Annotated in this window: 17 protein-coding genes; 10 read left to right on the top strand and 7 right to left on the bottom strand. The window is 40.4% G+C overall.

What is annotated here, in order from left to right; all coding sequences use genetic code 11:
- Positions 1-55 precede the first annotated feature (55 nt).
- Complete coding sequence (proS, locus tag BM015_RS19830; protein ID WP_090662843.1) at positions 56-1,534, bottom strand: proline--tRNA ligase; 1,479 nt, start codon at positions 1,532-1,534, stop codon at positions 56-58.
- Between the two features lie 77 nt (positions 1,535-1,611).
- Between proS and BM015_RS19825 the strand changes: the two genes are divergently transcribed.
- Both BM015_RS19825 and BM015_RS19820 read left to right on the top strand, forming a co-directional pair.
- Complete coding sequence (locus tag BM015_RS19825; protein ID WP_090662840.1) at positions 1,612-2,349, top strand: hypothetical protein; 738 nt, start codon at positions 1,612-1,614, stop codon at positions 2,347-2,349.
- A 52-nt stretch (positions 2,350-2,401) separates the two neighbouring features.
- On the top strand, positions 2,402-3,946 hold the full coding sequence (locus BM015_RS19820; RefSeq protein ID WP_090662838.1) for a hypothetical protein: 1,545 nt from the start codon (positions 2,402-2,404) through the stop codon (positions 3,944-3,946).
- A gap of 93 nt (positions 3,947-4,039) precedes the next feature.
- On the opposite strand, the gene BM015_RS19815 is transcribed toward BM015_RS19820, so the two are convergent.
- The 5 genes from BM015_RS19815 to BM015_RS19790 all read right to left on the bottom strand — a co-directional run bounded on the left by BM015_RS19815 (position 4,040) and on the right by BM015_RS19790 (position 10,429).
- The gene (locus BM015_RS19815; protein WP_090662836.1) at positions 4,040-4,642 is read right to left on the bottom strand and encodes a c-type cytochrome; all 603 of its coding nucleotides are present in this window, start codon (positions 4,640-4,642) and stop codon (positions 4,040-4,042) included.
- 100 nt (positions 4,643-4,742) lie between these two features.
- Positions 4,743-5,615, bottom strand: coding sequence for a fructosamine kinase family protein (locus BM015_RS19810; protein ID WP_177191974.1), 873 nt, complete (start codon positions 5,613-5,615; stop codon positions 4,743-4,745).
- A 183-nt stretch (positions 5,616-5,798) separates the two neighbouring features.
- Positions 5,799-7,610, bottom strand: a complete 1,812-nt coding sequence (gene typA, locus BM015_RS19805) for a translational GTPase TypA (RefSeq protein WP_090662878.1) — start codon at positions 7,608-7,610, stop codon at positions 5,799-5,801.
- 606 nt (positions 7,611-8,216) lie between these two features.
- Entirely contained in the window at positions 8,217-8,717 is a 501-nt protein-coding gene (gene bcp, locus BM015_RS19795) for a thioredoxin-dependent thiol peroxidase (protein WP_177191973.1), read from the bottom strand.
- A 5-nt stretch (positions 8,718-8,722) separates the two neighbouring features.
- Positions 8,723-10,429, bottom strand: a complete 1,707-nt coding sequence (locus tag BM015_RS19790) for a peptidoglycan DD-metalloendopeptidase family protein (RefSeq protein WP_090662831.1) — start codon at positions 10,427-10,429, stop codon at positions 8,723-8,725.
- Positions 10,430-10,516: 87 nt separating this feature from the next.
- Between BM015_RS19790 and BM015_RS19785 the strand changes: the two genes are divergently transcribed.
- The 3 genes from BM015_RS19785 (at position 10,517) to BM015_RS19775 (ending at position 14,723) form a co-directional block, all read left to right on the top strand.
- Positions 10,517-11,587 (top strand): mechanosensitive ion channel family protein, encoded by a 1,071-nt coding sequence (locus BM015_RS19785; RefSeq protein WP_090662830.1) that lies wholly within the window; start codon positions 10,517-10,519, stop codon positions 11,585-11,587.
- Positions 11,588-11,676: 89 nt separating this feature from the next.
- The gene (locus BM015_RS19780) at positions 11,677-13,131 is read left to right on the top strand and encodes a Gfo/Idh/MocA family protein (protein WP_090662828.1); all 1,455 of its coding nucleotides are present in this window, start codon (positions 11,677-11,679) and stop codon (positions 13,129-13,131) included.
- Positions 13,132-13,301: 170 nt separating this feature from the next.
- A complete protein-coding gene (locus BM015_RS19775) occupies positions 13,302-14,723 on the top strand; it encodes an ammonium transporter (protein WP_090662826.1) in 1,422 nt (473 codons plus the stop codon).
- 86 nt (positions 14,724-14,809) lie between these two features.
- On the opposite strand, the gene BM015_RS19770 is transcribed toward BM015_RS19775, so the two are convergent.
- Positions 14,810-15,733 carry an alpha/beta hydrolase gene (locus tag BM015_RS19770; protein ID WP_090662824.1) on the bottom strand — a complete coding sequence of 308 codons (924 nt, stop codon included), beginning with the start codon at positions 15,731-15,733 and terminating at the stop codon, positions 14,810-14,812.
- A 140-nt stretch (positions 15,734-15,873) separates the two neighbouring features.
- Between BM015_RS19770 and BM015_RS19765 the strand changes: the two genes are divergently transcribed.
- The 5 genes from BM015_RS19765 to BM015_RS19745 all read left to right on the top strand — a co-directional run bounded on the left by BM015_RS19765 (position 15,874) and on the right by BM015_RS19745 (position 20,849).
- Positions 15,874-17,166 carry a flexirubin biosynthesis putative acyl-CoA ligase FlxY gene (locus tag BM015_RS19765; protein ID WP_090662822.1) on the top strand — a complete coding sequence of 431 codons (1,293 nt, stop codon included), beginning with the start codon at positions 15,874-15,876 and terminating at the stop codon, positions 17,164-17,166.
- Positions 17,167-17,230: 64 nt separating this feature from the next.
- Complete coding sequence (locus tag BM015_RS19760) at positions 17,231-17,653, top strand: hotdog family protein (RefSeq protein ID WP_090662820.1); 423 nt, start codon at positions 17,231-17,233, stop codon at positions 17,651-17,653.
- A 119-nt stretch (positions 17,654-17,772) separates the two neighbouring features.
- Positions 17,773-18,900, top strand: a complete 1,128-nt coding sequence (locus BM015_RS19755; RefSeq protein ID WP_090662818.1) for a beta-ketoacyl-[acyl-carrier-protein] synthase family protein — start codon at positions 17,773-17,775, stop codon at positions 18,898-18,900.
- A 6-nt stretch (positions 18,901-18,906) separates the two neighbouring features.
- A complete protein-coding gene (locus BM015_RS19750; RefSeq protein WP_090662815.1) occupies positions 18,907-19,536 on the top strand; it encodes a hypothetical protein in 630 nt (209 codons plus the stop codon).
- 116 nt (positions 19,537-19,652) lie between these two features.
- Complete coding sequence (locus tag BM015_RS19745) at positions 19,653-20,849, top strand: beta-ketoacyl-[acyl-carrier-protein] synthase family protein (RefSeq protein ID WP_090662813.1); 1,197 nt, start codon at positions 19,653-19,655, stop codon at positions 20,847-20,849.

The following is a 20,849-nucleotide window of genomic DNA, read 5'->3' as shown; positions in this document are numbered from 1 at the left end:
GGTTTTTAATACATATTTTGACAAGGATCGGATAAGTTAATACTATCCAACCTTATTAATAAGCTTTTGCAAATAACACCCTTTGTTTGGAAGGTTTTCCTGTCAGCACACAAACGCCTTCTTCCTGTTCGGCATCAAAAGGTATGCAGCGGATAGTGGCTTTTGTAAGCTCCTTGATTTTTTCTTCGGTTTCGCCTGTGCCATCCCAGTGTGCGCTTACAAAGCCGGTTTTGTTTTCAAGCACATCAACAAATTCTTCCCACGTATTTACCCTGGTGATGTGATCATCAAGGTGTTTTTTTGCCTTATTGAAGATATTGCTTTGAATATCAGTGAGCAGGTAAATAACCTCGCCCATTATATTATCGAGGCTTATGGTTTTCTTTTCCTTCGTATCCCTCCTGGCTATTTCTGCAGTATTGTTTTCCAGGTCTTTCGGGCCGATAGCGATACGCACAGGCACACCTTTCATTTCATATTCTGCAAACTTCCAGCCTGGCCTTGCATTATCTGAATCATCGTATTTAACCCTTATACCCAACTGTTTAAGGCTTGCCGTAATTTCATTTACTTTATGGGCAATAGCAGCTCTTTGTTCATCATTTTTATAAATAGGCACAATTACCACCTGGTGCGGTGCAATTTTTGGCGGAAGAATAAGCCCGTCGTCGTCGCTGTGCGCCATAACCAATGCGCCAATAAGTCTTGTGCTTACGCCCCAGCTTGTGGCCCAAACATATTCGAGTTTATTATTCTTATCACTAAACTTTACATCGAAGGCTTTGGCAAAATTCTGCCCGAGAAAATGCGATGTTCCGGCCTGTAAAGCTTTACCATCCTGCATCAGCGCTTCAATACATAACGTGTCTTCGGCGCCGGCAAAACGCTCATTTGGCGTTTTGGAACCTTTGATTACCGGTACGGCCATGAAGTTTTCTACAAAATCGGCATAAACATCCAGCATTTGCCTGGCTTCAAACAAAGCTTCTTCTTTTGTAGCATGAGCCGTATGGCCTTCCTGCCATAAAAATTCTGCGGTGCGCAAAAACAGGCGGGTGCGCATTTCCCAGCGTACTACGTTTGCCCACTGGTTGATTAAAATAGGCAGGTCGCGGTAGCTTTGAATCCAGTTTTTATAAGTGTTCCAGATGATGGCTTCACTTGTGGGGCGAACGATTAATTCTTCTTCCAGCTTTGCTTCTTCATCAACGATCAGCTTCCCCTTTTTATCCGGATCTGATTTTAGCCTGTAGTGGGTTACTACGGCGCATTCCTTGGCAAAACCTTCGGCATTTTGCTCTTCGGCCTCAAACAAACTTTTCGGCACAAACAGCGGGAAATAGGCATTAACATGGCCTGTATCTTTAAACATTTTATCAAGTGCATCCCGCATGTTTTCCCAGAGTGCATACCCGTAAGGTTTTATAATCATGCAGCCCCTTACCGCACTGTAATCTGCCAGTTCGCTTTTTAAAATAAGATCATTGTACCACTGTGAATAATCTTCATTTCTCGCTGTTATTGCTTTGCCCATACCGTTTGTAAAAAAGACAAGTTAATTTAAATGATAAACGCGGCAAATGTAATAACTTAGCATACAAACATGTGAGAATGAAAAATAATTTAGTTTGCCTGCTATGTGTGATAACGATTTTTTTTAGCTGTTCGCCTGCCTATAAGGCTTCGCAAACGCCTGATGACGTTTATTATTCACCCGCTAAAAATATTGAAGCACAGGACAGGTATGAAGCCTATAATGACAGGTATGATACATACGCTTCTGCCAATGAAGATGATTATTACCTGCGCATGAAAGCAAGGAATTATACTAAATGGAGCGGCCTGGATGATTACAGTTACTGGTATGACAGCCGTTATTTTTATAATAACTGGTATAGCCCATATACTTCTTATATGTCGTTGAGCCTGGGTTACGGATTAGGCTGGGGCGGGTATGGTTATTATCCTTACTATGGTTATAGTTCCTGGTATAATCCATGGAGCTCATGGTATAGCCCTTATTATACGGTGGTGTATTATAAAAACCCTGATGTTTACTATAAGCCGCTTCGAAATAATGCAAACTTTTCCGGCTACAAAAACAGGAATTATAACACCTACAATATGCCTATGCAAAATGGCAACCGCAACAGGTCGTATAATAACAGTAACCTGAATACAAACAACAGGCGAAGCAACGATACATATAATTCAAACCGGTATAATAATTCAAATAGAAATAACAATTCAACGCCTGTTCGCACGTTTAACAACAGCAGCAGCGGCAGCAGCATGAGTTCAGGCGGCGGCGCCAGAACAAGCGGCGGTGGTTCCCGTACACGTCCATAAAATGAATTCAGAAATCAATAATCCTCATCCATAAAAATCATTTCGATTGTTTATGCGGAAAGTTTTGCTTTTAACGATAGGCGCATTTATATATAGTTACAGCTTTTCACAATTTGTAGACGATATAACCAAAAATGCATGGTTTGTTCCCTATGGCACCGCCCGCAGTGTTTCTGTTGGAGGTGCTATTGGCGCTCTGGGCGGCGATATCACTTCGTCTTCTGTGAACCCCGCAGGCCTTGGCTTTTATAAAACAAGTGAGTTTGTGATTTCCCCTTCATTTTTAATGAACAATAATAAATCTGATTACAGGGGTTCTGTATTGGATAATATTAAAAAATCAACATTCCAGTTAGGTACTACAGGCGTTGTTATTGGGGGGAAGATGAGCAGGCCAGGCCGTTCTTCTGCGTTTTCAATTTCAATAAACCAGTTGGCGAGTTATAATAATAAAGTTTCTTACAGCGGGCTGAATGACTACAGTTCTTATTCTGAACAATACCTTGAACAGCTTGTGGCAGATAATGCCAATATTCAGTCAGCATCCAATGACTATCCTTTCGGTTCGTCCCTGGCTTTTTTTACTTATTTGATTGATAGTATTTCAGGCCCTTCAGGCAGTCTTGAGGGTTACAGGAGCCTTGTGCCTGTTGGCAATGGCAACAGCGTGCAGCAACAATATGATGAAACAACCGGCGGCGGCATATACGAAATTTCATTTGGCTTTGCCAGTAATCACAACGATAAATTAATGCTTGGCGCCAGCATAAACGTGCCTTTATCTTTTTACACCCAGGATATTACCTATACAGAAACAGATCCTGCGAATAATGCAAACAATGATTTCGCTTATTCAACCTTTACGCAAAACCATACCTTAAATGGTATAGGTTTGAATGCACGCTTCGGCCTTATTTATCGCCCGGAACAATCTTTAAGATTAGGCCTTGCAATACATACGCCCTCTTTTATGAGTTACACCGATAAATTAAAGGCTGCTATAACAACCGATACAGAAGGTTACGCCGGTGTACAAACATCCAAGAGCAGTGATTTTTCAAATGCGGTTGGTGAAACGCGCTATAACGAAATAACGCCTTATAAAATAGTGGCAAGTGCTGCTTATGTTTTTAAAGAAGTGGAAAATGTAAAATTGCAGAAGGGGTTTATTACTGCTGATGTGGAATATGTAAATCATCGGGGCTCACGTTTTCTTCAACAGGCCGATGATAACGGATATTATAACGATGCAACCGATGATTATTATCGCTCTTTAAATGAGGTTATCAAATCCTATTATAAAGGCGCCCTGAACTTCAGGCTTGGTGGTGAAATTAAATTTTCACCTTACGCTATCCGCTTGGGCGCAGCTTATTACGGAAGCCCCTATGATGATAAGCAGTTAAAAGCAAACCGCATTATGGCTGCAGGCGGGTTAGGCTATCGCAATCATGGCTTTTTTATTGATCTTACCATAGCAGCAATTTTTAATAAAGATGTAAACTTTCCTTACCGTTTAAGTGACAAAGCAAACACATTCGCCGAACTGAAAAATCAACGGCTTAACGTATTGCTTACAGCCGGTTTTAAATTTTAAAGCAGCAGATAATTTATTTAAAAAAAGGATTGAACCTAAAAACGTTCAATCCTTTTTTTATTTGGTAACATTAACAGTGCGTAGCTAAACTTACTAATGCGTTGCCGGCGGCTGGTAGTCTGGCACAACATTATGAACAGGCTTAACGGTTTTCAGATAAGCAAAAATGGCTTTTAATTCATCATCTGTCATATTATTTACGCCTGCTACAGGCATGGGCGGCATAAGCGGCCTGGAGCCTTCAATACCTTTAAAAATACCTTTACGGAGACAGTTTATAAATTGTTCTTCCGTCCATTCTCCTATACCGGTAGAATCTGGTGTAAGATTGGCTGCATAAGAATGTCCCCACGGGCCGTGCCACGCTGTATTGTCATAAGTGGCGCCCATGCCCTTTGCCACCTGGTCGGGCAAAAGCTGCGGAACCGGCCCTTGCGCAAAATGGCCTGCCAGCATAACGCTTGTATCATCCACAGGGCCTTTATCTGTCATCTTTTTTGAAGTATGGCAATCATTGCAGCCTGAAATAGCTACGAGGTGCGATCCCCATTCCACCTGGCTTTTAAAGCCTCCATATATATTCACATCAGTTAAAGTACTGTCGGCTGCAGGAGTAGTTTTAGTAGATGTTGTGCACCTGTAAGAGAGCAGCCCGGCAAAACATGCCATAGCAATGAGCGCAGTTTGTTTTTTCATTTTGTTTGTTTTGATATAGTAAATAGGTTAACAGTATTATTTGATATGAAAGTAATCCTGTCTTAATGCGTTTAAAGCACGTTAGTATTGCGCTGTAAATTTATATATATGAATTGATAATATTCATAACTGAATTATAATAATGCCCGCCAAATAAAATCAGATGCACAATAAGCGGGTAAAGCTGGCAAAGTTCAATCCTCTCTTTCCAGCCGGGTTGTAAAGGGAAAGCCTCATTGTAATAATTATAAAAGCTGCTGTTGAAACCGCCAAAGAGCAGGCTCATGGCAATATCCATTTCACGGTTACCATAGTAAACTGCCGGATCAAAAATTACCGGTTCGTTGTTATTTCCGGCCATAAAATTGCCACTCCAAAGATCTCCATGTATTAAGGCAGGGCTTTCTACAGGGAAAACATCATTTAAACGCTTACAAAGCTTTTCTGTTTTTGTAACATCTTCTTTACTGCATTTATTTTGGCTGAAAGCAAGCTGCATAAGCGGCAGTATGCGTTGCGATGTATAAAATTCGTTCCATGTTTCACAGTATGCATTGGGTTGATGAAGTGAACCGATATAATTATTTTCGTTTAAGCCAAACAATTCATTGGAATGTTTGTGAAGGCCTGCCAGTTGCTGCGCAAAGGTTTGCCAGAAGTTTTTGGAAGAGCTGCCTTTCTCTATAAATTCCGTTATAAGAAAAATTTTATTATCAATTATCCCGTGAAAAATTGGTTCAGGAGTTTTAATAGTTTTGGTTTGATGCATGAGCAGCAGGCCATTAAATTCTTTTTCAAACATATCGTTCGGCTTTCCATTGTTAAGCTTTAAAAAGAAAGGGCCGATATTCGTTTGCAGCCTGAAAGTTTGATTAATGTCGCCGCCAAAAGCCTGCCGCTGCCCCTGCAATTGAACCGGTTGATTAAAATGCGAAGAAAGTTTTTCAGCAATATGCTTTAAAAGATCAGTCACTATAGCAATCTTTTTCTATGTTAGCCCAATTACCTCTGCGTGATATATTTTCACGCAGAGATAACGAAGAGTACAGGGGTTTAAAAATAAAAAACCTGCCAGATTGTAAATCTAACAGGTTAAATATAAGTTTAAGGTTTATTGCGTCAGACACCTTTGAGGTGTCAGGCACATAAAAACTGTTTATACTTCTTCAGCAGCCATTCTTTTCTGCTGGCGCTTTCTTTCTTCTTCGTCTAAAATTACTTTACGCATACGGATGAAGTTCGGCGTTACTTCTATGCACTCATCAAACTGAATATATTCCATACATTCTTCTAAAGTCATCAATGTTTTAGGTGCAATGTTCGTTGCCGCATCGCTGCCGCTTGCACGCATATTGGTAAGCTTTTTACCTTCATTCGGATTAATCACCAAATCGCCGGGTTTATTGTTTTCGCCTACAATCTGGCCTTTGTAAACCGCCTCGCCCGGATCAACAAAGAAGAATCCCCGGTCCTGCAATTTATCTAATGAATAGGCTGTGGTGGTACCGGCATCTTTTGATATTAATACACCGTTATTCCTGCCCGGAATGGCACCTTTCCATCCTTTATATTCGCTAAAGCGGTGCGCCATCACGGCTTCGCCGGCAGTGGCGGTAAGCATTTGCGTACGCAAACCAATAAGCCCGCGGGAAGGAATTTCAAATTCCAGGTGCTGCATTTCGCCCTTGGTTTCCATTACGTGCATTTCGCCTTTACGACGTGTAACCAGGTCAATAACCTTGCTGGCAAATTCCTGCGGCACATCCACCACCAGTGTTTCGTAAGGCTCGGTTTTTCTGCCGTCAATTTCTTTAATAATAACCTTTGGCTGGCCTACGGTTAACTCGTAACCTTCGCGGCGCATGGTTTCAATTAAAATGCCCAGGTGCAAAATACCGCGGCCATATACCAAAAAGGCATCGCCGCTGTCCGTATCTTCCACACGCAGCGCCAGGTTTTTCTCGGTTTCTTTAAAAAGCCTGTCGCGTATATGACGTGAGGTTACAAATTTTCCATCTTTACCATAAAAAGGTGAGTTATTTATGCCAAACATCATATTCATGGTAGGCTCATCCACGCTTATAACCGGTAAAGCCTCAGGGTTTTCGGCATCGGCAATAGTGTCGCCAATATTAAAATCTTCCAAACCCACTACGGCGCAAAGATCGCCGGCGAGCACTTCAGTTACTTTCTTCTTGCCCATTCCTTCAAATACATATAATTCCCTCACGCGGGCTCTTTTTACCGTGCCGTCTGTTTGCATTAAAGCAATCGGCTGGTTTTCTTTTATGCTGCCGCGGGTAACTTTACCCACCGCAATCCTGCCAAGAAAAGATGAATAGTCGAGTGAAGTTATCTGCATTTGCAGCGGGCCTTCGCTCACTTTAGGCTCGGGCACATATTTTAAAATACCATCCAATAATGGCGTAATATCTTCAGAAGGCGTTAATGAATCGTTGAACCAGCCCTGTTTGCCGCTGCCGTAATAGGTGGGGAAATTAAGCTGCTCTTCAGTAGCATCAAGGTTAAAGAATAATTCAAAAACGGCATCATGCACTTCATCCGGACGGCAGTTAGGCTTGTCCACTTTATTAATTACCACTATTGGGTGCAGGTTTAGCTGCAATGCTTTCTGCAGCACAAAACGTGTTTGCGGCATGGGGCCTTCAAAAGCATCCACCAGCAGAATAACGCCATCGGCCATTTTCAATACACGCTCCACTTCGCCGCCAAAATCGGCGTGGCCCGGGGTATCTATCACGTTTATTTTAACGTCATTATAGGTTACCGCCGCATTTTTAGAGAAGATAGTAATGCCGCGTTCACGTTCCAGGTCGTTGCTATCCATTATTAGTTCGCCTGTTTCCTGGTTGTCACGAAAAACCTTTGTTGCGCGTAGAATATTGTCAACGAGGGTGGTTTTACCGTGGTCAACGTGAGCGATTATCGCTATGTTCCTTATCTGCATTTTCAAAATTTGAGGCGCGAAGGTACGGCAATCTGGCGGCGTGGCAAAGTGCGATTTGTTACGGTATTGTTGTTTATGCAAATACAATACAATGGAAAAAACACTTGCATTAATACCCCTTTTATGCATGGGGTTGAAGAAATTATTGCAGAAAGAATGCATAAAACGGACAGAATATTCAGTAAAACGGACAGAAAATCCAATAAAACGGACAAAAAATTGAAAAAGACGGACAAAATTCCTGAAAAGACGGACAAAACACTGAAGAAAACAGACAAAAAATTCAGTAAAACGGACAAATAAGAGTAAAAAATGGAAAGAATATTGGGAAAAATGGAAAAAAATATGAGTTAAATGGAAAAAATATTGAAGAAAATGGAAAAAAACATGAGTTAAATGGAAAGAATACTGAGGAAAATGGATGAAATGTTCAAAGAAATGAATAAAATATTCAAAGAAATGAATAAAAAAGTCGGATAAATGAATGAAAAAAAGCGAAAAATGAATAAAAATTTAAAGTAAAACCTCAAAACATCCCGGTAAAAAACAAAACCGTTGCCGTAACTGAATACGGCAACGGTTTTTATGAAAAAAGCTTTAAATAAATCAGCCTTTGCGGGTTGGTTTTACCTGCTGTTGCTCCATTTCTTTCCAAAACTTCACTATATCTTCTGCGTGCTGCTTATTGCGGGGTTTTAAATATACCTTTTGAATAACGCCTTTTTCGTCAACCAGGAAGGTTGTGCGGTGCAGGCCCATAAATTTTCGCCCATACAATTGCTTTTCGCCCCAAACGCCATAAGTGTTTATTATTTTATGATTAGGATCGGCAATTAAAGTGAAAGGCAGGCTAAACTTTTCTTCAAATTTCTTATGGCTTTCAGTGTCGTTTGGGCTTACGCCAACCACTTCAAACCCTTCCTTTCTTAATAGGGCATAGTTATCCCTTAAATTACATGCCTGCACAGTGCAGGTGGGCGTATCGTCTTCAGGATAAAAATATAATACCAGCTTTTTGCCTTTATAATCTGCAAGCGAAACGGTGTTGCCGTTTTGATCTTTGCCTTTAAATGCCGGGGCCTTCATGCCGGCAGCCAATGTTATCATATAAACTATTGTTTTGTAAAATTATAGGTTTCAACAATGGCATTGCCGGCCACATCCATGGCGGTTATGGTTAAAGTGTGTTTTCCGGCGGGGCAATGCTCATCAAAAGTATAAGTAAAATAGTCGCTTTTTTTGGCAAACATGAGCCAACTGCCATCTTCAAGCGTTGCGGTAAAGCTGGCAATGCGGCTTACATCGTCAACACACTTTACCGTTAATGTTTTCTGGCTAATGAAGGTGGAGCCATCCTTCCAGGAAATGGGTGTAACCACCGGCGGCACTTCATCTATCAATAACCTCACGTTTCCTAACTCGTTAAAGCTGCTGAGCATCCAGCTTCCCTGCCAAACGCCTTTTTTTACAGTGGCAGATGAGCCGCTTTTCAGCTCCATCACCACTTTATTCTTCTGGTTGCCGGTAAGTGCAGCCGCTTTTACCATTACATTGTAATCGTTATGAACAGGAATGGTGTAATCGCCTATATGAATGGTTGGCGACACCTGTTTTGAATACGCAGAAGCGGTTTCAAACACGCGTAAAGGCAGGGCATCGTAAAAAGCATTTGAATCGAAGCTGATGCTGGCGTTATCTGTTTTAATATTATTGGCACTGTTAGTATCGCAGATAAATGCATCGGCCGGAATGGAGTAATCTTTCTGCAAAGCTTCGTCATACTTTAAAGAAAAACTTATGGTAGTGGTGTTTTTCTTTTCATCGCTCAACACAATCTTTATTTTATGGGTTTGATCATCATTTAACGAGATATTTCCATCGCTGTCAAGTGGCGAAAAAACGCTGAGTTTGTTGCCGGGCAATAAAGAAAGGTATTGAATGCCCTGTTTATTCACCACCCATCTTTTATAATCCATGCTGGCATTTACATAACGGCTGGTGGGGTACAGGAAATCGTTTAATTTAAATTCAAACTGCAATACATCATCCACATATAAGGCTGCATGGTACACGCCAAATTTAAAAGAGGAGGCATTATTCATGTCCTGCATCCTCACGCCAAGCGAAATAATGGGCGAGCCTACTCTTACAACGGGCGTGGTGGTAGTATAAATGCCATTTTTTTTGATAATGGAAAGCGATTGCGGCGAAACGGTGTAAGCGCTGTACCTTCTGTCGTACCAGTAAAGGCCATATACGATAGGCGCAATATGATCTGTTAGCGGCATTCCAAATAATAAGGGGTTTAAATTGTTGCCGGTTTTTGTATCGCGTATTTCAAAGTGCAGGTGCGGCCCCTGCGAGCCGCCGGTGTTGCCGCTGTTGGCAATAAACTGGCCTTTGGTAACCGGGAATAAGTTGGCAGGCAATTCAAAGTCCTGTTCCCAGCTTTGATCTTTATATTGTTTATCGCGCAGGTATTTTTCAAGCGCAGGATAAAACGAATTTAAGTGACCGTATAAAGTGGTGTAGCCATTTGGGTGGGTAATATAAATGGCGTGGCCGTAACCATACTTTTCAATCTTTACACGGCTTACATATCCATCGGCAGCGGCGTGCACGGGAAGGTTTTCGCGGGCCTGGGTGCGAATGTCGAGGCCCATGTGAAAATGATCTGTGCGCAGCTCGCCAAAATTGGCGGCAAGCTGCATGGGAATATTTAACGGGTTCCTGAAATAGCCCTGCGGATAATTATTTTGAGCGTTAGTAAAGCAGGTTATCGAAAAAAGCAGCGTTAATGTAAGGATGAATTTTTTCATTGTATGTGGTCAAAAGTAATACGTGTGTTTTTAAAGTTTAGTTAGATTTTAGTTTGTATTTATACAAATACTTTTGCAGCATTAATTATGGAAGAATATTTAGACCAGGTTTGGATGGGTAATACAGTAAAGGTGTATGCAATAGTATTAGCGCAGATTATTGTTGTGTGGATATTATTTAAGCTGCTGCGAAAGTTTATTATTGCGGCTTTAAAAAAGTTTAGTGCCCGCACACATTCGCAGGTAGATGACGCCATAGTAGAAGCTGCGGAAAAATTTATTATACCATTTATTTTCCTGATGATTAATTATGGTATAATCCAGCAGTTAAATCTTTCTGTAAAAGTTGATCATGTTTTAAAAGTTGCAGTTGCCGTTATAACGGCCTATTATTTTGTGCGGTTTATTAATCATGCCATGCAATTATCGGTAAACCTGTATATGCATAGCAAGAATGAACCGCCAGAACGCATTAAGCAGGTTACAGGTATTCTTTCCATATTTAAAGCCATTGTATGGCTTGCCGGCATAGTAATGCTGATAGATAATTTGGGTTATAACATCACCACGCTTATTACCGGCCTTGGCATTGGCGGTATTGCTATTGCTTTGGCAGCACAAAATATTCTTACAGACCTCTTCAGCTATTTTGTAATATTCTTTGACAAACCTTTCAGCATTGGCGATGCTATTTCTATAAATAATGCTGCGGGCACCGTGGAGCGCATAGGGATTAAAACATCTCATGTGCGCAGCCTTACCGGCGAACAACTGGTTATTCCCAATGCTGACCTGGTAAAATCGACTATAAAAAATTTCAAGCGCCAGCAACGCCGTGGTATAATTTTTAAAATGAATGTGCGGTACGATACCCCTGCAGAAAACCTGGATGCCATTCCGCAATTTGTTGAACAAATAATAAAAGCGCAGCCCGATATAACTTTCGACAGGTGCCATCTTGTGGCCTTTGCCGATTATAGCCTCACATTTGAAACGCTGTACTTTGTGGAATCCACAGATTATAAATTATATCTCGACAGGCAGCAGCGGATTTTCCGTGAAATATTAAAGGCATTTTCAGAAAGGGGAATTGCATTTGCTATTCCCGGCCAAACTTTTATTTTACAACAGTCACCCGCTGTTGGTGAAAAGAAATAACCGGTTTTTAAAATTTCTGATTTTTTCTTTTCAAGGCTGATTAATACTTTCACGCACGTTAAAAACATTCACTCATAATTTTAAGCTATATGGAAAGTAACAGCAATTCGAAACAAAGCTCCCGCAGAAATTTTATTAAAAACGCCTCGCTTGCAACCGCCGGTTTTTATATTGTACCCCGCCATGTTTTAGGAAAAGGATATGTGGCTCCGAGCGACAAGCTTGTCGTCGCGGGAATTGGTGCTGGTGGTAAAGGAGAGAGTGATATAAAGAATTTTTTCGACAGCGGTAAAGCTGAAATTGCTGTGTTATGCGATGTGGATGACAGGCAGGCTGCCAAAACGAGAAGCCGTTTTCCCAAGGCAAAATATTACAAAGACTTCCGGGAAATGCTGGATAAAGAGCATAAAAATATCGATGCCTGCTCTGTTTCCATTCCCGATCATAACCATGCTGTTGCTGCCATGGCAGCCATGCAGCTGGGCAAGCATGTATATGTGCAAAAGCCGTTAACACATGATATTTACGAAGCAAGAATGCTTACGGAAGCCGCCAGGAAATATAAAGTAGTAACGCAAATGGGCAACCAGGGCGCCAGCGGCGATGGTGTGCGCCAATTAATAGACTGGTACAAAGCAGGTATAATTGGAGACGTAACGGAAGTGTATTGTTATACAGACAGGCCTGTGTGGCCGCAAGGCATTGCATGGCCAACAGAAAAGCCAACCGTTCCCAAAGAACTTAACTGGGATTTATGGCTGGGAACTGCTCCTTATAAAGATTATGTAGATCATCTTGTGCCGTTTAACTGGCGCGGCTGGTGGGATTACGGCACCGGCGCCCTGGGCGATATGGCTTGCCATATTATGCAACCTGCTTTTGCAGTGCTGGACCTTGATTACCCGGTTGGCGCAGAATGCAGTGTTTCTACAAGATATGTTGAGAACTGGCAGCAGGCCTATTTTCCTGACAGTGGCCCGGTATCTTCACACATCATTCTAACTTTTAAACAGCCCAGCGGCAAACCGGATTTAAGGCTGCATTGGATGGATGGCGGCATTCAGCCACAGCGCCCCTTGGAATTACAGCCAAACGAAACTATGGGAGATGGCGGCAACGGTATTATATTCTATGGAACAAAAGGTAAAATGATGGCAGGCACTTATGGTATTAACCCGCAGTTATTGCCAACCTCCAAAACAAAGGAAACAACGGTGCCGCAAACCATTGCCCGTGTGCCTAATGGCGATGATGGCCACTATGCTGCCTGGGTGGAAGCGGCGATTGCCGGTTATGGAAGCGATGCCGCCAACAATCTCAGCTCCCGGTTTGATTTGGCAGGCCCGCTTACAGAAAGTGTTTTAATGGGTAACCTTGCTATTAGAAGTTATAATATTCAGAAAAAGAATGGGAATGATATTGATTACCCCGGCCGCCATATTCAATTAGTTTGGGATGGCCCAAATATGAAAATTACAAATTTTGATGAAGCCAACCAGTTTGTAAAACGCACTTACAGGCAAGGATGGACACTGGGCGTATAAATTAATTCCAGTTTATCAACTAACAGGGCTAATTCAGAAATGGATTAGCCTTTTTTATATAAGCCTGTTCATATTATTAATAAAATAATGTAATAAATATTTGGTTAATGATATAAATTATTTAATAAATTGCATTTAATATAAATATTATTTTATTTTAAATTTGTCAAATGCCGAAGCCAACTTTCAAAGAAATTGCTCCTTTTACAGTTCTAATTCTTATTGCGGCAGGTTCAGTTTTTGTTCCTTCAGCCGTAGATTTTACTGACAGTAGCAAATATAATTTTGCCGACATAGCCTGGATGCTTGTTGCCACTGCCCTTGTTTTTTTAATGACCCCTGGGCTCGCCTTTTTCTATGGCGGTATGGTACATCGTAAAAATGTAATCTCCACAATGATTAAAAGCGTGGTGGCTGCGGGCGTCGTAACCGTTCTCTGGATTTTTGTTGAGTATGGTCTTTGTTTTGGTAAATCAATTGGCGGTTTTATTGGCAATCCCACTTCAAACCTGTTTTTTGAAGGTGTGAATTCAGGTGCGCCATGGGGGCTTGCACCAACAATACCGCTAACCTTATTTGCCATCTTCCAGTTGATGTTTGCTATTATTACGCCCGGCCTCGTGGTTGGTGCAGTAGCAGAACGTATTCGTTTTACTTCTTATATATTATTTATTGTACTCTTTAGTTTGCTTGTATATGCCCCAATCGCTCACTGGACATGGAACCCCGAAGGTTTCCTCTTTAAAATGGGTGCTTTGGATTTTGCAGGCGGCACAGTGGTGCATATTTCTGCTGGTTGCGCTGCCTTTGCCGGTGCCCTTGTTTTAAAACAAAGACAGGTGCGTAAAGAACATAAAGAAATTCCACCGGCAAATATTCCTTATGTTTTAATGGGAACAGGTTTGCTCTGGTTTGGATGGTTTGGCTTTAATGCCGGTTCTGCATTAGGCGCCAACTCACTGGCAGTTTCTGCATTTGCTACTACCAATACTGCCGCCGCTGCCGCCGGTTTAACCTGGTTGCTGTTTGATGTAGCTAAAGGCAGAAAGCCCTCTGTGGTTGGATTTTGCGTAGGTGCTGTTGTCGGTCTCGTTGCTATTACACCTGCCGCAGGTTTCGTTGCTATTCCCCAAAGCATATTTATCGGGTTTATAGCAGCGGTTATTTCCAACATAGCGGTGCAGATGAGGGCTAAAACAAGGCTGGATGATACGTTAGATGTGTTCCCCTGCCATGGACTTGGCGGCATGGTAGGCATGTTAATGACAGGCATTTTTGCTACCAAAACAGTAAACAGTGCCGGTGCAGATGGCTTATTGTATGGCAACGCAGATTTCTTCTTTACACAGGTTAAAGCCCTTGCAATTGTTGTGGTGTATAGTTTTTCCGTATCCTTCGCCATATTCAAATTCATCAATTTTATTTTGCCTTTGCGGGTTAGTGCCGAAGATGAAATGCTTGGACTCGATGCTTCCCAGCATAACGAAAAGTACTTCCAGGGCAGTCTTGTTGTGCAAACAACAAATGGTAACGGTAACGGCCACAGTGAAGAAGTATTGGTGGATGCAGAAGAAATCCTGGTAATTAAATAAATTTTATGGGTTAGCAACGTAAGAGCTTAACCCTAAAAGCAATACAGCAGTGGCAAGTTGCTGTATTGCTTTTTTTATTTGCATAATTATTCTCCCTTAAAAAAATTATATAAGAAATCACAAGCAAACTGGGCTGCTTCTTTATGCCTTTGTTTTACTTTCCGGGGATAAACCAGTGGGTTAAAATGTTTATGCAATTCGTGCGCATAACCTTCATAAACCTTAATGCTGTTTGGTATATGCAAAGAATCAGCTTTTTCGTGTATTGACTGGCTGCCAAAAAATACTACACCTTTATTATTAACAGGTACAATTCTATCTTTTGAGCCATGAACACTTACAATGGGAACCTTTGCCCGGAGAAGCCAATCTTTATTAAATAAAGCTCCCCAAAAATTTATGATGGCAGCTACTTTTTGTGTATTGTAGTTATTATTTGTATTGGCAACAGTTTTATTGCTGTCAAGAATGTATTTAATATCTGCGGAATTACTATACACTGTTTGTAACGCTATGACAGCGCCTGCCGAATTACCGCCAAGAATTATTTTACCGGTATCAATATTAAATCTTGATGCATTGGCTTTAAAGAATGTAATTGCATTGTTTACATCTTCAACATTATCGTAACAAGCTTCTACCAGGTCTTTGAATTTAAATAATGGATTTTTTTTACTCAGCCTGTAATTAATGGCGGCAAATGCATAACCACGTTTGGCAAATTCATCGCCCCATAGTTTTATTTCAGCAGCATTCTTTGTTCCGAATTTAAAGCCGCCGCCATGCATCCAAATAATTAAAGGGCTTTTTTGCAGTGCTGAATTTGTTGCAGGCTGATAAAAATCCAAACACCTGTATTTTTCTTTAATGCTGTCAGCAAAAGAATAAACAATATTTTTTTGAATATTCACTTTATTAAATGATATGTCTTTATATAAAACAGGTGTGTTTTGGCCGGAGCATGCAGTAGTTATAAAGAAGGAAATAAAACAGTACAAATAATATTTCATGAAATAATATGCTTTGTAAAACACGAAGCAGTTTTAAATGTATTGAATTTTACCGCTTTGGCAATAGATTAAAATTTTGGTTTCTTTGTTGCTGTTACGTTATAGAGCTTGCAACGCCAGCTTGAGTTATAGTGAATAATATGAATGAAACCCCGGTATCGCATAAGCCAAAAGATGAAATAAAAAAATTGCAGGAAAGAAAGCTGCAGGCGTTATTACAATATTTAAACGCTAATTCACCTTTTTACAAAAAGCTTTTTCTGCAACATGCAATTGATGTAAATGCTGTAAAAACACTGGAAGATTTAACCAAACTTCCAATAACCACAAAAGACGACCTGCAAAAGAATAACGCAGATTTTTTATGTGTTGATAAGCATGCAATCATTGAATACACTGCCACTTCGGGCACTTTGGGAAGCCCGGTTTCAATAGCGCTTACAGAAAATGATTTACAACGATTGGCCTGTAATGAATACAACTCTTTTATAACGGCAGATGGTTCAGCCGAAGATGTTTACCAACTTATGCTTACGCTCGACCGGCAGTTTATGGCAGGTATTGCCTACTATTCCGGTATTCGCAAAATGGGTGGTAAAATTGTTCGTGTCGGGCCTGGTATTCCTGCTTTGCAATGGGAGAGCATTACGCGGTATAAACCAACAATAATTGTTGCGGTTCCATCATTCATACTTAAACTTATTCAGTATGCGGAACAACATGATATTGACATCAACAACACCTCTGTAAAAAAAGCGGTTTGTATTGGTGAAAGCATTCGGAATGCAGATTGTTCACTTAACATTCTTGGCAGAAAAATTACAGAAGCATGGAAAATACAATTGTATTCAACCTATGCTTCTACTGAAATGCAAACAGCATTTACAGAATGCAGCGCCGGTAAAGGCGGCCACCTTCAACCTGAATTAATAATTGTAGAACTGCTGGATGAAAACAATATGCCCGTGCCCGCAAATACAGAAGGTGAAGTAACTATAACAACGCTTGGCGTGGAAGGCATGCCATTGCTGCGTTATAAAACAGGCGATGTATGCATGTATTTTGATGAGCCATGTGCCTGCGGCAGAAATACATTGCGGTTATCGCCACTGCTGGGCCGCAAAAAACAAATGATAAAGTTTAAAGGCACAACATTATATCCTGCAGCTTTATTTGATTTGCTGAATGAAATAAATGAAGTGCGTGATTATGTGGTGGAGGTTTCAACCAATGATGTTGGTTTGGATGAAGTGTTGCTTTATATTCATGCGGCAGATGAAAGTGCGGAAAACGATCACAGGATACGTTCATACATACAGGCTAAACTTCGCGTTAGCCCTTTTGTGCATTATGTTTCTGAAGATGCTATTAAGAAGATACAGTTCAGCGAAGCCAGCCGCAAGCCGGTTAAATTTATAGATAAGCGCAAATAAAAATCACTGTTTATATTCGTATTGAATGATTTTCTATGCGTTTTGTGCATGATAACCTGTAATAATGATTACGAAAGATATATTACCATTTATTCCGCAACGTGCTCCGTTTGTGATGATTGACGCTTTATTATATGTTGACGATACAACCGCACGTACTTCGTTCAAAGCAAAGGCTGATAATGTGTTTAATGAAGACGGTTTTTTGGCGGAGGCCGGGCTGCTTGAAAACATTGCTCAAACAGCAGCTGTAGGTGCAGGCTATAACGCCTTGAAGCAAGGTAAGCCTGCTCCGTTAGGTTATATTGCTGCGGTTAAAAACTTTGAAGTATTTTCTTTGCCGGCAATAAATAGTGAATTCATAACAGAAATTGTAACCACAGGCCATGTAATGAATATGCAATTGATAAGCGGAAAAATTGTATTGAAAGAAGAATTAATTGCGCAGTGTGAAATGCGCATATTTATTGAACCGGAGGTTAGTTGAGGAGTTTAATGGTTGATTAGTTGAAAGGTTGGAGAATCCGGAATTTGTAATTAGCGATTAGGGGTTAAAATAAACCCGTGAACTTTTGAACAAACAAAGATTGAAATGTGAGAGAATAAATGAAAGACGTTTTTATTATTGCTGATAATATTTTTTCTCCTTTAGGAAGCACAACAAAAGAAAATTTTGATGCGTTGCTGCATGATATTTCTGCAGTGAAAGAACATCATAACGCCTTTGCTGATGAGCCTTATTATGCAGCTTTGTTTAACAATGATTTTTCATTGCCTGCTTCTCCTGAAAAGAATTATACAAAGTTTGAAAAACTCATTATAGCATCTGTTGATGAAGCGCTCAAACAGTCCGGTATTAATGTAAAAGATGATAAAACCCTGCTTATAATATCAACAACAAAAGGCAATATTAGTTTGCTTGAAAGCGAAGTATATGATGAACAGTTGCAAAAAAAAATTGCACTGCACACTTCGGCAAAACTTATTACTGCCCATTTTGGATTTATAAATCAGCCATTAATTATTTCCAATGCCTGCATTTCGGGCTCACTGGCAATCATAACAGGTATGCGGGTTATTCAATCAGGTAAATATGATAATGTGGTTGTTACAGGAGCAGACATTATTACAAAATTTATATTGTCCGGGTTTAAATCCTTCCAGGCTTTGAGCAATGGTTTATGTAAACCATTTGACGCCGACCGTAATGGTATTAACCTGGGCGAAGCAGCAGCAACCGTTGTACTTTCATCAAACAGGAAAAACGCAGATGGTATTAAAGTAATAAGCGGCGCTGTAAGCAATGATGCCAATCATATTTCAGGGCCATCGAGAACAGGCAATGAATTATATCAATGCATCGCAGCGGCAATGGATGATGCCCGGTTATCAAAAGAAAATATTGACTTCATTTCAGCGCATGGCACAGCTACTATTTACAATGATGAAATGGAAGCAAAAGCTATTGCGTTAGCAGGTTTAACATCGCAGCCTGTAAACAGCCTGAAAGCGTTTTATGGCCATACATTAGGCGCTGCAGGTTTGGTTGAATCTGTTATTTCAATTGAATCTTTACAACAAAACACAATCTTACCAACAAAAGGTTTTGAGGTGCATGGCGTTTCCCAACCCATAAATGTTTGCAAACAAATTATACATAAACAAATTAATACTTGCATTAAAACAGCATCGGGGTTTGGCGGTTGCAATGCGGCTATTATTTTCAGTAAATAATATATTTTGAAAGAACCATTACATATAATATCAAATTGTGTTATTGCTGATGAAAGCGTGATAAAAAACGGTGAAGTATTGTACAGCGATAAGAACGTTGGTCTTTCATCTTTCCTGGTACAGCTTTATAAATTCCTGCATATTGATTATCCAAAATTTTATAAAATGGATAATCTCAGCAAGCTTGGGTGGCTTGCTTCGGAAGTTTTATTAAAAGATGAGAACATTGTAAAACATTATAATCCTGAAGAAATTGGTTTGTTGCTTACAAACGCGAATTCAAGCCTTGAAGCGGATGTAAAATATTTTCAAACAATTGAAATGGCAAGCCCTGCTTTGTTTGTTTATACTTTGCCCAATATTTTAAACGGCGAAATCTGCATTCGCAACAATTTTAAAGGAGAGAATGCCTGTTTTATTTTCGAAACGTTTAATGCAGCCTTTATAAAAGAATATGTTGATGATCTTTTTGCAAACAATAAATTAAAGCTTTGCATTTGTGGCTGGGCTGATGTTATAGGTGAAACGTATAAAGCTGCATTGTTTTTAATTGGTAAGGATGTCGCGGCATCATCGATTGATTTTACAGAAGAAAATATGGATAAGATATTTGAAGGCTTGAATGCTCAATTGTGAAACGAAATGAGTGAGAGGTTTAGCAATACAATTAAATGTATTAAAACAATAATCAATCATTGAGTTTTCACGTTTGACAAATGATTTACAATTGACAAAAGCAGTGATTGAAATAAATGAGTGATAAAATTTACATAGCGGGATTAGGAATTATATCGGCCATCGGAAACAACGTACAGGAATGTTTATACGCATTGAAAACAGGACAGGCCGGTATGGCCAAGGCGGTGTTTTTAAAAACCGTGCATGCCAGCGAAATCCCTGTTGCTGAAGTGAAGCTGAGCAATGATGAGCTTGCTGAAAAAACAGGTTTGTCAAACAAGCTAAGCCGTACCGCATTATTAAGTATGGCTGCCGCAAAAGAAGCTTTAAACGATGCTGCTATTGAAAATATACATGCATTTCGCTGTGGTTTTATATCAGCAACAACTGCCGCAGGCATTGATAAAACAGAAAACTTTTTTACCGATGTTTTAAAAGGTTATGGGAAAGGCAACCTGCATGATGTAGTGTATCATGAATGTGGCAGCATAACACAGTTGGTTGCAGATAAACTTAGCATCAGCGGTTATACAACCACCATAAATACCGCATGCTCATCGTCAGCTAATTCAATTATGCTGGGTGCAAGATTAATAAAAGCGGGCATGCTTGATGTGGCTGTTGCAGGCGGCACAGACGCGTTGGCAAAATTCACCGTTAATGGTTTTAATACGCTAATGATTTTAGATAAAGAATTTTGCAAGCCTTTTGATGAGAACAGGAATGGATTGAATTTGGGTGAGGGTGCAGGTTACGTGGTGCTTGTATCTGAAGCGGTTGCCAATAGTTTAAACAAAAAAATGTATTGCGAGCTGAAAGGATATTCCAATACAAACGATGCCTATCATCAAACAGCTTCATCGCCCGATGGCATGGGTTCCTATCTTGCCATGCAGCAGGCGTTGGCGGCAGCGCATTTAAACACAAATAATATTGACTATATTAACCTGCATGGCACGGGCACTTATAATAACGATATGGCAGAAGGCGCTGCCATACAACGTTTGTTTAAAGCGCCTTACCCAAAAATGAGTTCCACAAAATCTTTTACGGGCCACACATTGGGTGCAAGCGGAGGCATAGAAGCCGTGTTTTCCTCATTGGCAATAAAGCATGGTTTCATCTATCCCAATCTAAGGTTGCAAACACCCATCCCTGAATTTCCCTTTGTTGTTGAAACTGGCTTTTCAACACAGCCTGTGCAGCATGTGCTGTCAAATTCATTTGGTTTTGGCGGCAATTGTTCTTCATTAATTTTTTCAAAACTGTAA

Source organism: Parafilimonas terrae (assembly GCF_900115755.1).
Lineage (GTDB): Bacteria > Bacteroidota > Bacteroidia > Chitinophagales > Chitinophagaceae > Parafilimonas > Parafilimonas terrae.
Note: the sequence above shows the minus strand (reverse complement) of the source record. Positions and strands in the feature narration are given on the sequence as shown.